Below are 15,985 nucleotides of genomic sequence, written 5' to 3'. Positions count from 1 at the left end.
TGAAGGCCGGCCCCCGCGGTGCCGGCCTTTTTTTTGCCCCTTCCTCGGGGAACTCCGGGCCGGCTGCAGCCCCCGCCCCTTGCGGGAGGGGGAGCCAAGAGTTCCTGAGCAGATTCGATACTAGCAGCCCGGGTCCGACGGATCCGGGCTCTTTTTCATTAACAACGCGCCGGACGGTACTCATCTTCTGCAAAGCAGCGTCTCGTGGCACGTTGACATGAACACTCACTAATGTATCTTTGGTTAGTATTTTTTTATGTTAGGTGTGAGGGGCTCATGAAGGGAGCGGTTATGGCTGGCGGAGGTGGTTTATGGTAGCGGGTGGCTGGCGCGTCGAACTGGGGGCAACGGTCTTGAAGGAAGGGGGGACGCAGTTCCGGGTCTGGGCCCCCAAGTCCAAGGCGGTGAACGTCCTGATTCTCTCCGGTAAGGCGACGGGAACGGTGGCCATGCAGCCGGAGGGGAAGGGCTATTACTCAATAACCGTTCCCGGCGTCGCGGACGGCGACCGCTATCTCTACCAGCTCGACTCAGGCAGGACCTTTCCAGACCCGGTCTCCCGCTTCCAGCCGGACGGCGTTCACGAACCTTCCCAGGTGGTCGACCCGGAGCAGTTCCTGTGGACCGAAGAGGGGTGGCAGGGGATCCCGCTGGAGCGGTACCGCATCTACGAAATCCACGTCGGCACCTTCACGAGGGAAGGGACCTTCGAGGCCGTGATCCAGCACCTCGACTACCTGGTCGACCTGGGCATCACCGCTCTAGAGCTGATGCCGGTATCACAGTGCCCGGGCAAGCGCAACTGGGGCTACGACGGCGTGTACCACTTCGCGCCGCAGAGCAACTACGGCGGCCCGGAAGGGCTAAGGAGGCTGGTGAACGCCTGCCACAGGAAGGGGCTCGCCGTGGTGCTGGACGTGGTTTACAACCACTTCGGCCCGGAAGGCTGCTATCTCGACGACTTCGGCCCCTACTTCACCAACAAGTACCGCACGCCTTGGGGACGGGCCATCAACCTGGACGACGCCGACAGCGACCCGGTCCTGGAGTACTTTCTGACCAACGCCGCGTACTGGATCACCGAGTTCCGCTTCGATGCCCTGCGCCTGGACGCGGTGGACTGGATCTTCGACCAGACCCCGAAGCCCCTCTTGCGCCGTCTGGCCGACGAGATACACCAGCACCGGGAACGGCTGGGGCGGCAGATCCACCTCTTCGCCGAGAACGACACCAACGATGTGCGTCTCATTAATTCCCCAGACAAGTGCGGCTTCGGTCTCGATGCCCAGTGGTGCGACAACTTCCACCACGCGCTGCGCGCCCTCCTCACCGGCGAGGTGACCGGCTACTACGAAGACTTCGGCCAGTTCAGCCAGTTGCAGAAGGCCTTCGAGGAGGCTTTCGTCTATACCGGCCAGTACTCCCGGTACCGCAGGCGGCGCCACGGGGGACCGACCGAGAACCACCCGGGATCGCAGTTCGTGGTCTTCTCGCAGAACCACGACCAGGTCGGCAACCGCAAGTGCGGTGACCGGCTGAGCGCGACGCTCCCGCTGAACCAGCTGCTCCTGGCGGCGGCGACCGTGATCTTGTCCCCCTACCTGCCGCTGCTCTTCATGGGAGAGGAATACGGCGAGCGCGCCCCGTTCCACTACTTCATCGACCACACCGACGCCGAGCTGGTGGACATGGTGCGCAAGGGAAAGCACGAGGAGCACGCCTCGGGCATCTGCGAGGGGGATATCCCGGACCCGGCGGCCGAGGCCACCTTCGAGGAGTCCATCATCGACGTGGCGACCCCGAAGGAGGGGGAGCAGGCCGTCATCCTCGCCTTCTACAAGCAGCTCTTCGCGCTGCGCAAAAGCCTCCCGGCGTTGCAGGTGTTCCAGCGAGACGCCATGGCGGTCTCGGGGCTCCCCGAACAGAAGATCCTCTTCCTGAGGAGGTGGAGTGGGGACAACTCGGTGCTCTGCCTGCTCAGTTTCAGCAACATCCAGCAGGAGGTTCCCCTCGCCCTGCCGCCGGGTAACTGGCAGCGGGTGCTCGACTCCTCTGCCCAGCAGTGGCGCGGGCCGGGAGAGGAGGCACCGGAGTTGGTGGAAGTCGGGGGTACGGACGGCAACCAAAGGAGCATGATCAGGATCAACCCATTCAGCGTGGTGGTCTACAGCACCAATCTTTCAGGAGGAGACCATGGAGCCAGCTAAGGAGCGTTTCGTTTGCATTCACGGACACTTTTACCAGCCTCCCCGGGAAAACCCGTGGCTGGAGGCGGTGGAGATACAGGATTCCGCCTTCCCCTACCATGACTGGAACGAGCGCATCACGGCCGAGTGCTACGCCTCCAACTCGGCCTCGCGCATCCTGGACGGCGACAGCCGCGTCATGGACATCACCAGCAATTACGCCAAGATCAGCTTCAACTTCGGCCCCACCGTCCTTTCCTGGATGGAACTGGCTGCCCCCAACATCTACAACGCCATCCTGGCCGCGGACAAGCAGAGCATGGAATGGCGCTCCGGCCACGGCTCGGCCATCGCCCAGGTCTACAACCACATGATCATGCCGCTTGCCAACGCGCGCGACAAGCGCACCCAAGTGGTGTGGGGCATCGCCGACTTCCAGAAACGCTTCGGCCGCTTTCCCGAGGGGATGTGGCTCGCGGAGACCGCAGTCGATCTGGAAACCCTGGCGATACTGGCCGAGCAGGGGGTCAAGTACACCGTGCTCGCCCCGCACCAGGCGGGGGCCTACCGCGCGCTGGGGGCCGAGGAGTGGACCGAGGCCGAGATCGATCCGACCCGGGCCTACCTCTGCAAGCTCCCTTCCGGGCGTTCCATCACCCTGTTTTTCTACGACGGCCCCATATCCCGGGCGGTCGCCTTCGAGAACCTGCTGGACAGCGGCGAAGCCCTCGCCGGGCGGCTCGTCGGCGGCTTCACGGAGGACCGGGACTGGCCGCAACTGATGCACATCGCCACAGACGGCGAGACCTACGGCCACCACCAGAAGTTCGGGGATATGGCACTGGCCGCCTGCCTGAACCACATCGAGGGGAACAACCTGGCGCGCCTCACCAACTACGGCGAATACCTGGAACTGTGCCCCCCCGCCATGGAGGTCATGATCCGCGAACGCACCTCCTGGAGCTGCGCCCACGGCGTGGAGCGTTGGAACAGCGACTGCGGCTGCTCGGGCGGCATCCAGGGGTGGAATCAGCAGTGGCGCACCCCGCTGCGCGCCTCGCTGGACTGGCTGCGGGACCGGCTCGCCAAGACCTTCGAGCAAAAGGGGCGCGAGCTCTTCAACGATCCCTGGCAGGCCCGCGACGCCTACATCGAGGTGATCCTGGACCGTGGCATGGAGCAGGCGGAGCGCTTCCTGGCCCAGCACGCCTCGCGCGAGCTTTCCAAGGACGAGAAGATCATGGCGCTCAAGATGCTGGAGATGCAGCGTCACGCCATGCTCATGTACACGAGCTGCGGCTGGTTCTTTGACGAACTCTCCGGCCTGGAGACGGTGCAGGTGATTGACTACGCGAGCCGCGCGCTGCAACTCTCGGAAGGGCTCGCCGAAGGCAACGTGGAAAAGGCTTTCCTTGACCGGCTCAAGGAGGCAAAGAGCAACATCCCGGACCACCACGACGGGCTCTGGATCTACCAGAACTTCGTGCTCCCGATCCGGCTCGACTTAGTCAAGGTCGGCGCCCACTACGCTTTCAGCTCGCTTTACGAGGAGTACGAGGAGCACTCCCAGATCTACTGCTACGCCATCGCCAAGGAAGAGTACACCAAGCTCTCCACCCCGGACGCGGTCATGGCCATGGGGCGCATCCACATCGCCAGCGAGATCGCCGAGGAGGAGACCTGCCTCACCTTCTGCGTCATGCGCATCGGCAGCCACGACTTCAAGGGGGGCGTCAAGGAGGTGTGCGACGCCGGCGACTATGCCACCCTGCGCGAGGAGATGAGCGGAGCCTTCGACAAGGGGCTCTACACCGACCTGGTCACCCTGATGGACAACCACTTCGGCACCCACAGCTTCTCCTTGATTAACCTCTTCAGCGACGAGCAGCGCAAGATCATCAACCAGATCATCCGGCAGAACATGGAGGACGAGATCGCGAGCTACCAGGAGATGTACGAGCGCAGCCGGCCGCTCATGGAGTTCGTCAAGGAGACCCGGGTCCCGGTGCCGCACATATTCATGGCCGTGGCGCAACCGGCGCTCAACGAGGCGCTCAGGCACGCCATGAGTGAGGACGAGGTGGACGCGGACCAAGTGCGCAGGATCGTGAGCCAGATCCGGACCTGGGGCGTCGCCATAGAGGAGCCGGGAACCGAGTACTTCATGCGTCGCCGCATGGAGGAGATGTCCGGCCAGCTGGTGCAGGACCCCTCCGACCTCAAGCTGATCGCCAAGATGCAAAAGAACATGGATCTCTTGAACGAGATACCCGTCAACGTGGTGCTCTGGCAGATGCAGAACGACTACTACCAGCTCGCCAAGACCGTCTATCCCGAGTATCTCTCCCGCTCCGCCGCGGGCGAGGAAGGGGCCGGCATCTGGCTGGACGCGTTCAGGAGGCTGGGGGAGACCCTGCGCTTCAACCTGGGGGCGGTGCTGCCGCAGGCCTAGACCGGGGGTAAGCATGGGAGCATCGAACCTGCCCAACGCACGCATTCCCAGCGCCACCTATCGGCTGCAGTTCAACGCCGGGTTCACCTTCGCCGACGCCACTAGAATTATCGGCTACCTGCACGATCTCGGCATCAGCGACGTGTACGCCTCCTCCTACCTCGCCGCCAAGGAGGGGAGCGTGCACGGCTACGACGTGGTGAACCAGACCATCCTGAACAAGGAGGTCGGCGACGAGCAAGGCCACCAGGCCATGGTCGACGAGCTCACCTGCCACGGCATGGGGCACATCCTCGATTTCGTTCCGAACCACATGTGCATCGAGAGCGGGGACAACATCTGGTGGATGGACGTGCTGGAAAACGGCATGAGTTCCCCCTACGCCCATTTCTTCGACATCGACTGGGAGCCGGTGAAAAAGGAACTGACCGGCAAGGTGCTCCTGCCGCTCTTGGGCGACCAGTACGGCAAGGTGCTGGAGGGGGGCGGACTGCAACTCCTCTTCCGCGATGGCGCCTTTTTCGTGCAGTGCTACTCCCTGCAAATCCCGATCGAGCCGCGCAGCTACCTCCGCATCCTGCAGCACCGCCTGGACAGCCTGAAAGAGAGGTTCCCGCCCGAAGCCGGGCCGGTCCAGGAACTGCTGAGCATCGAGACCGGCCTGCAGCACCTGCCGCTGGACACAGAGCGCGACCCGGAGCAGATGGGGGAGCGCCACCGCGAGAAGGAAATCATCAAGAAGCGGCTCTGGCAGCTGTGCCAGGACGCGCCGGAGGTGATGGATTTCATCGCGGAGAACATCAGGATCTTCAACGGCACCAAGGGGGATCCCGGCAGTTTCGACCTCCTGGACCAGCTGCTGAGGGAGCAGGTGTACCGCCTCTCCTACTGGCGGGTTGCCACCGAGGAGATCAATTACCGGCGCTTCTTCGACATCAACGCGCTGGCCGCCATCCGCATGGAGGACCAGGCGGTTTACGACCTGACCCATGCCCTCCTTTTCAAGCTGATCCGGGAAGGGAAGGTGACCGGGGTACGCATCGACCACGTCGACGGCCTCTACGACCCGGTGTCCTACCTGCAGAACCTGCAAAAGAGCGCCTACGTCCAGCTGTGTGGTTGCCGTGGAGAGGGGGGCAACGGCGCCGAGGCGGAGTACTTCGGCGAGCTGGAGCGCGATCCCTCCTACCAGCCCCTTTACGCCGTGGTGGAGAAGATCCTGATGAAAGGGGAGCAGCTCCCCGAACAGTGGCCGGTGGCCGGCAGCACCGGGTACGAGTTCCTGAACAGCGTGAACGGCATCTTCGTGGACACCGAGGCCGCCAAGCAGTTCGACCGCATCTACGACCGCTTCACAAAGCGCGCCTCCGACTTCACCGAGATCGTCTACGAGAAGAAGAAGCTGGTGATGCAGGTCTCGCTCTCGGGCGAGGTGAACATGCTGGCGCACCAGTTGAACAACATCGCAGAGCAGGACCGGCTCACCCGGGACTTCACCCTGAACAGCCTGGTGCGCGCCATCAGCGAGGTCATCGCCTGCTTCCCGGTGTACCGCACCTACGCCAATTCAGCCTCGGTGCGCGACAAGGACGTGCAGTACATCGAGGCGGCGGTATCGAAGGCCAAGCGTTGGAACCCCGCCATCAGCGGATCGGTTTTCGATTTCCTGCGCGACGTGCTCCTCTTGAAGGCGCCCGAGCGGGCCAGCGAGGAAAGCCGCCGCGCCTGGCTCTATTTCGCCATGCGCTTCCAGCAGATTACCGGGCCGGTCATGGCCAAGGGGCTGGAGGACACCTCCTTCTACGTCTACCACCGGCTCATCTCGCTCAACGACGTCGGCGGCATGCCGGGCAAGTTCGGCACCACGCTGGAGGCCTTCCACGGTCAGAACCTGGAGCGCAACAAGAACTTCCCCCACGCCATGATCACCACCTCGACCCACGACTCCAAGCGCGGCGAGGACGTGCGCACCAGGATCGACGCCATCTCGGAGCTTCCGGATCTGTGGCAGAAGTCGGTCGTGCGCTGGAGCCGCATCAACAAGGGGCGCGGCAGCCTGATCGAAAACCAGCGGGTTCCGGACCGCAACGAGGAATACCTGATCTACCAGACCCTGCTGGGCGCCTGGCCCGCAGGAGTAATGGACAAGGACGGATACGACGCCTTCAAAGTGAGGATTAAGGAGTACCTGACCAAGGCGCTTAGGGAAGCCAAGGTGCACAGCAGCTGGGTGAGCCCCAACTCCGCTTACGAGGATGCGGTGCTCGGTTTCGTGGACGGGATCATGGAGCAATCGCCGGGGAACCCGTTCCTGCGCGAGTTCCAGCCGCTGCAGAGGCGGCTCGCCCGCTGCGGCCTGTTCACCTCGCTGTCCCAGGTCCTTTTGAAGATGACTGCACCCGGCGTCCCCGATTTCTACCAGGGAACCGAGCTGATCGAGTTCACCTTGGTCGATCCCGACAACCGCCGCCAGGTCGACTACGGCGTCCGGATTGACGCGCTGCGGGAGCTGCGGGCGCGGGAGGCGGAGATCGGCGCGCAGGCTTTGTGCCGCGAGCTTCTGGAGCAGGGGGAGAACGGCTGGATCAAGCTCTTCCTCATCTACCGGGTGCTCAACTACCGCAGGGAGCACCGGGAGCCCTTCGACTTCGGAGAGTACCTGCCGCTCGAGGCCAAGGGGGCGCGGGAGCGGCACGTCTGCGCCTTTGCCAGGAAGGGGAGCACGAGCACGTTGATCGTGGCGGCGGCGCGGCTGGTGGCGAAGTTGATGCCCGACGAGGGGAGCCACCCGCTGGGCGAGGCCGCGTGGCAGGACACGGTGCTGCTGCTCCCGGAAGGGGCGGGAGAGCGCTTCCGCAACGTGGTCAACGGACAGCAGGTGGAGGCCGAGCGGCGCGAGGGGCGGCCGGCCATACCTCTGGCCGCCCTCTTTTCCGAGGTGAGCGTGGCGCTGTTGGAGCCTTTGTAGGGGAATTCTCCCCTCCCCAGCCCTCCCCCTCCAGGGGGAGGGAGTTAGTGACCGAGGTGAGCCTATGGAAGGGAGAGCCCGGATAGCGATCGAGGTCGTGCACCCGCAGATCGACTGCGGCAGGTTCCCCGTGCAGCGGGTGACCGGCGACGAGATGGTGGTGCAGGCGGACGTCTTCAGCGACGGTCACGACGAGGTCGTGGCGCTGCTCCTCTACCGCAGGATGGGGGAAGACGACTGGCAGGAGAAGGAGATGCGCCGCCTGGACAACGACCGCTGGGAGGGGAGCTTCGTCCTGGGCGAGCCCGGCTTCTACCAGTACACCCTGATGGGGTGGGTGGACCACTTCCGGACCTGGCAGAGGGATCTGCAAAAGAGGTTCGAGGCGGGACAGGACGTGGCGGTGGACCTACAAATTGGCGCCAAGATCCTAGAGCAGGCCGTCGGCGAGGCCAACCAGGAGGACGCGGCGCGGCTGCGCGAGGCGGTGACGGCGCTCACGGTGGAAAGGGAGCAGGAGGGGGCCGTGGCGCTGGGGCTCGATACCCGCCTCTCCGACCTGGTCAGCACATGCTGCGCACGCGGGCTCGCCACACGCTACCCGAAGGAACTGGTGGTCCGGGTGGACCGCAAGAAGGCGCTCTTCAGCAGCTGGTACGAGGTGTTCCCCCGCTCGCTGGGAGCCGATGGACGTCACGGCACGCTGCGCGACTGCATTGCGCTCCTTCCCGACGTCTCCGAACTCGGCTTCGACGTCCTCTACCTTCCCCCGATCCACCCTATCGGCACCAGCAAAAGGAAGGGAAGGGCAAACGCGGTCGAAGCGCAGCCGGGCGACCCCGGCAGCCCCTGGGCCATCGGCTCCGAGGATGGTGGGCACAAGGCGGTGCACCCGGATCTCGGTACCCTGGAGGACTTCGGGGACCTGGTGCGCGAGGCGGAAAAACACGTCATCGAGATCGCCCTCGACCTCGCCTTCCAGTGCTCACCGGACCATCCCTATCTGAAGGAGCACCCGGAGTGGTTCAGGTGGCGCCCGGATGGGACCGTGCAATACGCCGAGAACCCGCCCAAGAAGTACCAGGACATCGTGCCGATCAACTTCGAGACGCCGCAGTGGGAGGAACTCTGGGAGGAGCTGAAGTCGATCGTTTTCTTCTGGATGGACCACGGCGTCCGCATCTTCCGGGTGGACAACCCGCACACCAAACCGTTCCCGATGTGGGAGTGGCTGATAGACCAAGCGAAAGGGAAGTGCCAGGACGTCATCTTCCTGGCCGAGGCGTTCACTCGCCCGAAGATCATGGCGAGACTAGCCAAGGCTGGTTTCACCCAGTCCTACAGCTACTTTTCCTGGCGCAACAGCAAGGGGGAGTTGACCGAGTACCTGACTGAGCTGACCCGCGGCGACACCAGGGAGTTCATGCGCCCGAACTTCTGGCCCAACACACCGGACATCCTGACCGAGTACCTGCAGTACGGCGGGCGCCCCGCCTTCATGATCCGGCTCGCGCTCGCGGCGACGCTTTCCTCCAACTACGGTATTTACGGCCCGGTGTACGAACTCTGCGTGGGGAAGCCGGAAAAGCCCGGTTCGGAGGAATACCTGGACGCGGAGAAGTACGAGATCCGCCACTGGGACCGGAAGGCGTCCGGCAACATCCGCGAACTGATCATCACCCTGAACCGAATTCGTCGCGATCACGTCGCGCTACAGCAGACTAACAACGTCACCTTCCTGCCGTCCGACGACGACAGCGTCATCTTCTACGCCAAGATCGCCAAGCAGACGAAGGGGTCGCTGTTGGTGGCGGTGAACCTCGACCCATTCCGGGTGCGCACGGCGCGCCTTCAGCTACCGCTGGAGCTGTTCGGCGTCCTGCCGGGGCAGTCGTACCTGTTGCACGACCTGATCGGGGGGGATCACTCCATCTGGCAGGGTGACACCACCACCGTGCGGCTCGACCCGCAGGTGAATCCGGCCTGCATCTACCGGATCAGCACTTGGCAGCGCCGGGAGTCCGATTTCGACTACTACTTTTAGCGACGGCTCCGTGTCCTATCTCCCTCCCCTGGAGGGGGAGGGTGGGGAGGGGGCTTCCGGACCATCGGCACAACGCCCCCCCTCCCAGCCTCCCCCCTCCGGGGGGAGGAGCTAAAGTCCGGAGTTGGCAGCAGTGCTTGGGGGGGAACCATGCCATTTCGCAACGAGAAAAACCCGCTCTGGTTCAAGGACGCCGTCATCTACGAGGTGCACATCCGGAGTTTCTGCGATTCCAACGGGGACGGCATCGGCGATTTCCGGGGGCTCTTGCAGAAGCTCCCCTACCTACGCGACCTGGGCATCACTGCGGTCTGGGTGCTCCCCTTCTACCCCTCGCCGCTCAGGGACGACGGCTACGACATCGCCGACTACCGCAGCGTCCACCCGGACTACGGCACCTTGCGCGATTTCCAGGACTTCCTCAAGGGGGCGCACGCCCTTGGCATGCGGGTCATCACCGAGCTGGTGCTGAACCACACCTCGGACCAGCACCCCTGGTTCCAGAAGTCGCGCAACGCCAAGCCCGGCTCCCCCTGGCGCGACTTCTACGTATGGAGCGAAACCCCGGACAAGTACCTGGACGCGCGCATCATCTTCAAGGACTTCGAGGTCTCCAACTGGACCCGCGATCCGATCGCCAAGAGTTACTACTGGCACCGCTTCTATTCGCACCAGCCCGACCTGAACTACGACAACCCGCGGGTGCACGAGGCGATGTTCCGGGTCATCGATTTCTGGTTCGGCATGGGGGTGAACGGCCTCAGGCTCGACGCGGTCCCCTACCTGTACGAGCGCGAGGGGACCAACTGCGAGAACCTCCCGGAGACCTACGAGTTCCTGAAGAAGCTGCGCTCCTACATCGACGCCAAGTACCCGGACAAGATGCTGCTCGCCGAGGCGAACCAGTGGCCCGAGGACGCCGCCTCCTATTTCGGGGGGGGCGCCGCCTGCCAGATGGCGTTCCACTTCCCGCTCATGCCCCGCATGTTCATGGCGCTGCAGATGGAGGACTCCTTCCCCATCATCAACATCATGCAGCAGACCCCGACCATCCCCCCGCACTGCCAGTGGGCCATGTTTTTAAGAAACCACGACGAGCTCACCCTGGAGATGGTGACTGACGAGGAGCGGGACTACATGTACCGCATCTACGCCCGGGACCCGCGCGCCCGCATCAACCTGGGCATCCGGCGCCGGTTGGCGCCGCTCATGGGGGACGACCGGCGCAAGATTGAGCTGATGAACGTGCTCCTCTTCACCATGCCCGGCACCCCCATCATCTACTACGGCGACGAGATCGGCATGGGGGACAACTACTACCTGGGCGACCGTAACGGCGTGCGCACCCCGATGCAGTGGAGCCCGGACAGAAACGCGGGCTTCTCGCCGGCCAACCCGCAGAAGCTCTACCTGCCGACCATCATCGACCCGGAGTACCACTACGAGGCGCGCAACGTCGAGAACCAAGCCAAGAACCCTTCTTCTCTGCTCTGGTGGATGAAGCGGATGATCGACCTCAGGAAGCGGTTCCGCGCCTTTGGGTGGGGGACGCTGGAGTTCATCACCCTGGACAACCCCAAGGTGCTCGCCATGCTGCGCCAGTACGAGGACCAGACCATCCTGGTGCTCATAAACCTCTCCCGGGCCACCCAGTTCGTGCAGGTGAACCAGCCCCGCTTCGTGGGGTTTTTCCCCGAGGAGATGTTCAGCCGCAACCGCTTCCCCGCCATCAAGGACTCACCCTACGGAGTCATCATGGGGCCGTACGACTACCACCTGCTCCTCTTGACCGACGGCCGCGAGAAGACCAAGCCGCGCGAAGAAGGGGTGCTGGAGGAGATCGCGGTGGCGGGTGGCTGGGAGAACGTGCTGAAGGCCGCCGGGCTACGCCAGCTGGAGCAATCGGTGCTGCCGGACTATCTCAGGAAATCGCGCTGGTTCCAGGGCAAGAGCCGAGTCATGGTGCGCTTCTCGGTGCTGGACCGGCTCCCGGTACCCATCGACGGTACTTCGGTGATGATCACCTTCCTGGAGGTGACCTACAGCGAGGGGGCTCCCGAGGTATATCTGCTGCCGCTGCACTACCTCCCCATGGACGGCGGCGGTGAAGCCCTGCTGGGAGACGCGCCGGAGGCGGTGATCTGCCTGCTCAAGGTCGGCGACCGCCCGGGGGTGCTCTACGACGGGCTGCACAACTCCCACCTGCGCTGGATCCTCTTCGAACTGATCTGGCGCCGCAAGACGCTGCGCGGCGACAGCGGCAGGTTTTCCGGGCGCCCCACCTCCGGCATGGCCGCTCTCATGGAAGGAAAGCAGATCCCGTTCCCGTCGCAGGTGTTGAAATCCGAGCAGAGCAACAGCGCCGTGCTTTTCGAGAAGAGCTTCTTCCTCAAGATGTACCGGCGCATGGAGGAGGGGGCCCATCCCGAGGTGGAGATCGGCACCTTCCTGGACCGGGTGCGCTTCCCGCACGTCGCGCCCCTGGCCGGGTCGCTGGAATACCGGCGCAGCAACGGCGAGAGCTACGCATTGGGGCTTTTGCAGGGGTTCGTGCCTAACCAGGGAGACGCCTGGACCTTCACCCTAGGCGAGGTCGGGCAGTTCGTGGACCGGGTCCTCGCCCAGCGCGAGGAGGCCAGGAAGTCGAAGCTGGAGCCGCATCCAGGGAACGAGTCCAGCGGCTATACCGCGACTCTGCTGGAGCTGATCCAGGGTGTCTACCCCGAGATGGTGGCCCTGATCGGCAGGAGGACGGCCGAATTCCACCTGGCGCTTTCCTCTCGGAACGACGATCCCGATTTCGCCGCGGAGCCCTTCGCGCTCCTGTACCAGCGCTCGGTGTACCAGTCCATGCGCAGCCGCTGCAAGAAGGTGTTCGACCTGTTGCGCAAGAACATGGCCCGCATCCCGCAGCACGTGGCCGGCGATGCCGAAGGGCTCCTCGCCATGGAGAACGACGTGCTCACCGTGTTCCAGAAGTTCATGGTGCGCAAGTTCGGCGCCATGAAGACCCGCATCCACGGCGATTACCACCTGGGCCAGTTGCTCTACACCGGCGACAACTTCCTCATCATCGACCTCGAAGGGGAGCCGGTGAAGTCGCTCAGCGAGCGCAGGATCAAGCAGTCTCCGCTGCGGGACGTGGCGGGGATGCTGCGTTCCTTCCACTACGCCGCGCATGCCGTCATCATGCAGCGCACCCAGGTGCGGGACGAGGACATCGCCTACCTGCTCCCCTGGGTGCAGGCCTGGTATCGCTACAGCGCCACCGTCTTCCTGCAGGCGTACAAGGAGGGGGTAGCTGGCGCCCGCTTCATGCCGACGGCGCAGGACGAGATCGAGATCATGCTGCAGACCTTCATGCTGGACAAGGCGATCTACGAACTGGGCTACGAGCTCAACAACCGTCCGGACTGGGTTTCCATCCCGCTCTCCGGCATACTCGACCTTCTGGCCGTGGGACAGGCAAGCGCGCGGCCGGAGGGACGCTGAAAAAGGGGATATCCATTATGAAGAAATGGCAGATGTCGGTCGTGGTTATGGCGGTACTTGCTGCCCTGCCGGCGGCGGCGGAACAGCGGATCTTCCGGGCGAAGCTTTCGGGGCAGCAGGAGGTTCCCGCGGTGAAGACTCCGGCCCGGGGGGACATCAAGATGATCTACGCGGACGGCGAGATGAGTTACGAGCTGAATGTGAGCAGGATAACGAGTCCGGTCGCGGCGCACATCCACCACGGCAAGCCGGGGCAGAACGGCCCTCCGCTGGTGGGGCTGTTCGGGGGGCCGGTCAAGATGGGTAAGTTCAAGGGAATTCTTTCCGAGGGGCTCATCACCAACGAAAACCTGATCGGAGAGCTGGAGGGGAAGACGGTGGAGGACCTGGTGCGCATTATAGATGCCGGAGAGGCCTACGTGGACGTGCCGACGGTGACCTACCCCATGGGCGAGATCCGGGGGCAGATCAAATAACTGGTAGGAGGCGCCAAGTTTTGCGCCCCCTACCCAGCCTCCCCCCTCTGGGGGGAGGCGCGTTTGGCCCCCTCCCCCGGAGGGGGAGGGATAGGGAGGGGGGACCACTACACGACACTAACGAAGCTATGATCTTGTCAATTCTTCCTTTTCCTTCTGCTGTGATTCCGCTTTTGAATGGGTGCCGCGCTCGGCGGCATGCTCCCCTTCCACCTTCTCACCCGGCTCCTTCCCTTCCTCCGAACTGTGCTCGATCACCGCGTTGATGACGGCGCCCGCCAGGATGATCAGGCCGCTCAGGTAGAGCCACAACAGGAGCACGATGACGGCGCCGATGCTACCGTAGGTCTTGTCGTAGGAGCCGAAATTGTTGATGTAATAGGAGAACCCGAAGGACATCGCGATCCAGCAGGGGATGGCCACCACCGCACCCGGGCTGATCCATTTCCACTCGTGCTCTACGTCCGGCGTGAAGTAGTAAATGACAGCGATGGCGAGTACCAGGAGGAACAGGGTGACCGGGATGAGGCCGATCACGAAACCGACCTTGAAAGCCACACCGAAGTTGATCAGCCCCGCCACGAAGTTCGCGATTTTCACCCCGAACATGAGCAGGACCATCGCCCCGAGGACCAGCAGCGAGAGACCGAGCACCAGTCCGATGGCGATCAGGCGCACCTTCCAGAACGGGCGCCCCTCTTTGACGTCGTAGAGGTTGTTCATGGCGTCCATGACCGACACGATGGCGTTCGAGGAAGCCCACAGCGCCAGCAGGATGCCGACCGACAAAAGCCCCTGCTTCTTGTTCATGAACAGCGACCGGATGTTGCTCTCGATCAGGGAAAACGCTTCCGACGGGAGGAACTTTGCAGCGTTGTTCAGCATGTACTCCATGAGGTGCGGGATAGGGAGGTACCCGATCAGGGTGGTGAGAAAGAGCAGGAACGGGAACGATGCGAACAGGAAGTAGTAGGCCATGGCCGCGGCGTGTTCCGAGCAATCCTCGTCGCTGAACTTGTGGAAGACCTTCTTGGCCAGGTCCATATAGCTGGTGTCACCCAGCTTGAAGTAGCTGCGCAGTGAGAACATGTGGGCCTCCTTGCTCCGGTGGTCAGACTGGGTGGCTGTGCCACTCCTCCCCCTGGAGGGGGGAGGTTGGGAGGGGGGCAACAGTGCTAATCCCCCGCCCTGTCCCTCCCCCTCCAGGGGAGGGGACGAAGAGACTGCGCCTCTACTGATGATCGAGCGGCGATCTCATTGTCTCCCGCCATGGACCCGTGCCACGTAGGGTGACTCTGCCGGCTGCTCGTTATTCGCCTCGATGGCGCGATCGCTGGGACGGGTGAGGAGCGACGGGGCCAGTTTGGAGCGGCTGTCCCAGCCGGGATGCTGTTCGTTGTCGGTGGATGCTGCCGGCGCGGGGAGCATTCTGGCCGCCATCCCGGTGGCGAAAGAAGTGACCTCGGGGAGCAGGGCGTTGGCGGCGTGCAGGATGCGGGCGGGCCAGTTGACGATCAGGCGGGCCTGGCCATACCGGCAGGCCTCGATGATCTTGTGCGCGGCGGCCGGCGCTGAGGTGGATAACGCGGGGTTGGCGCCGGAAATAGCGAACCAGGCGAATTCTTTCTTGTACTGCCCCTTGAAGTTGGCGTTGACGTGCGAGCCGGTGCGCATTAGGCCGGGGGCGACGGTGGTGACGTAGATGCCGTCCTTGGCGAGTTCCGCGCGGAAGCCGTCGGAGAGGCCGGTCAGCGCGAACTTGCCCATGGTGTAAGCCAGCAGGTGCGGCACGGCTACCAATCCGCCTATCGATGAGACGTTGACGATGCGGCCGCTCCGGCGCCGCTGCATGTGCGGCGCCACGGCGCGGATCATGTGATACGGTCCCCAGGCGTGGACATCCATGGATTCCTGGAAGTCCTTCAGCTCCAGGTTCTCGAACGGGGCCACTTGTATGATGCCGGCGACGTTGATGAGGACATCGATCTTGTGGCGCAGCTCGATCACCGCAGCCACGGCTTCCTCGACCTGTTGGCGCACCCCGACGTCGCAGGGGAAGGTGATCACGTCCCCGCCGGAGCGAGCCAACTCGGCCCGGGCGCGCTCCAGTTCGTCAGGCCTGCGCGCCAGCAGCACCAGCCTCGCCCCTTCCTTGACCAGTTGCCGGGCGATCTCGAGCCCGAGTCCGCGTGACCCGCCCGTGATCACTACGGTCTTGCCGAGAAAGTCGATGCGGCGCGCGTTGCGGCGCAGGCTCCAGAGGAAAAAAGCGGCCCCGGCTCCCAACATGGCCAGGGCCAGCGAATTGCGTCGATCGGCAGATTTCATGGATGCTCCTTTCTAGGCTCTTTCGGGACTGCCCCCCCT

Annotated in this window: 8 protein-coding genes; 6 read left to right on the top strand and 2 right to left on the bottom strand. The window is 63.8% G+C overall.

The window, feature by feature from the left end; all coding sequences use genetic code 11:
* Window positions 1-311: 311 nt before the first annotated feature.
* The 6 genes from treZ to JFN90_RS00255 all read left to right on the top strand — a co-directional run bounded on the left by treZ (window position 312) and on the right by JFN90_RS00255 (window position 13,618).
* Window positions 312-2,207 (top strand): malto-oligosyltrehalose trehalohydrolase, encoded by a 1,896-nt coding sequence (gene treZ, locus JFN90_RS00280; protein ID WP_199393106.1) that lies wholly within the window; start codon window positions 312-314, stop codon window positions 2,205-2,207.
* Window positions 2,194-4,638 carry a DUF3536 domain-containing protein gene (locus tag JFN90_RS00275; RefSeq protein WP_199393105.1) on the top strand — a complete coding sequence of 815 codons (2,445 nt, stop codon included), beginning with the start codon at window positions 2,194-2,196 and terminating at the stop codon, window positions 4,636-4,638. The genes treZ and JFN90_RS00275 overlap by 14 nt, the downstream gene beginning before the upstream one ends.
* Window positions 4,639-4,651: 13 nt before the next feature.
* The gene (locus tag JFN90_RS00270; protein WP_199393104.1) at window positions 4,652-7,606 is read left to right on the top strand and encodes a malto-oligosyltrehalose synthase; all 2,955 of its coding nucleotides are present in this window, start codon (window positions 4,652-4,654) and stop codon (window positions 7,604-7,606) included.
* Window positions 7,607-7,670: 64 nt separating this feature from the next.
* The gene (locus JFN90_RS00265; RefSeq protein WP_199393103.1) at window positions 7,671-9,650 is read left to right on the top strand and encodes an alpha-1,4-glucan--maltose-1-phosphate maltosyltransferase; all 1,980 of its coding nucleotides are present in this window, start codon (window positions 7,671-7,673) and stop codon (window positions 9,648-9,650) included.
* Between the two features lie 150 nt (window positions 9,651-9,800).
* Window positions 9,801-13,142, top strand: coding sequence for a maltose alpha-D-glucosyltransferase (treS, locus tag JFN90_RS00260; protein WP_199393102.1), 3,342 nt, complete (start codon window positions 9,801-9,803; stop codon window positions 13,140-13,142).
* Between the two features lie 17 nt (window positions 13,143-13,159).
* Window positions 13,160-13,618, top strand: a complete 459-nt coding sequence (locus JFN90_RS00255; protein WP_199393101.1) for a CHRD domain-containing protein — start codon at window positions 13,160-13,162, stop codon at window positions 13,616-13,618.
* A gap of 126 nt (window positions 13,619-13,744) precedes the next feature.
* Here the strand turns inward: JFN90_RS00255 and JFN90_RS00250 are convergent, their stop codons facing one another.
* Window positions 13,745-14,707, bottom strand: coding sequence for a YihY/virulence factor BrkB family protein (locus JFN90_RS00250; RefSeq protein WP_199393100.1), 963 nt, complete (start codon window positions 14,705-14,707; stop codon window positions 13,745-13,747).
* A gap of 165 nt (window positions 14,708-14,872) precedes the next feature.
* Window positions 14,873-15,946 carry an SDR family NAD(P)-dependent oxidoreductase gene (locus tag JFN90_RS00245; protein WP_199393099.1) on the bottom strand — a complete coding sequence of 358 codons (1,074 nt, stop codon included), beginning with the start codon at window positions 15,944-15,946 and terminating at the stop codon, window positions 14,873-14,875.
* Between the last annotated feature and the right edge of the window lie 39 nt (window positions 15,947-15,985).

This window comes from Geomonas propionica (assembly GCF_016458235.1).
In the GTDB taxonomy this organism is placed as follows: domain Bacteria; phylum Desulfobacterota; class Desulfuromonadia; order Geobacterales; family Geobacteraceae; genus Geomonas; species Geomonas propionica.
The sequence above is the reverse complement of the archived record's forward strand: the minus strand, read 5'-3'. Positions and strand labels throughout refer to the sequence as shown.

Excerpts from the sequence above, each read along its gene's own strand:
- JFN90_RS00255 (WP_199393101.1), top strand. The coding sequence starts at position 13,160 with ATGAAGAAATGGCAGATGTCGGTCGTGGTTATGGCGGTACTTGCTGCC.
- JFN90_RS00270 (WP_199393104.1), top strand. The coding sequence starts at position 4,652 with ATGGGAGCATCGAACCTGCCCAACGCACGCATTCCCAGCGCCACCTAT.
- JFN90_RS00265 (WP_199393103.1), top strand. The coding sequence starts at position 7,671 with ATGGAAGGGAGAGCCCGGATAGCGATCGAGGTCGTGCACCCGCAGATC.
- JFN90_RS00245 (WP_199393099.1), bottom strand. The coding sequence starts at position 15,946 with ATGAAATCTGCCGATCGACGCAATTCGCTGGCCCTGGCCATGTTGGGA.
- JFN90_RS00275 (WP_199393105.1), top strand. The coding sequence starts at position 2,194 with ATGGAGCCAGCTAAGGAGCGTTTCGTTTGCATTCACGGACACTTTTAC.
- treS (WP_199393102.1), top strand. The coding sequence starts at position 9,801 with ATGCCATTTCGCAACGAGAAAAACCCGCTCTGGTTCAAGGACGCCGTC.
- treZ (WP_199393106.1), top strand. The coding sequence starts at position 312 with ATGGTAGCGGGTGGCTGGCGCGTCGAACTGGGGGCAACGGTCTTGAAG.
- JFN90_RS00250 (WP_199393100.1), bottom strand. The coding sequence starts at position 14,707 with ATGTTCTCACTGCGCAGCTACTTCAAGCTGGGTGACACCAGCTATATG.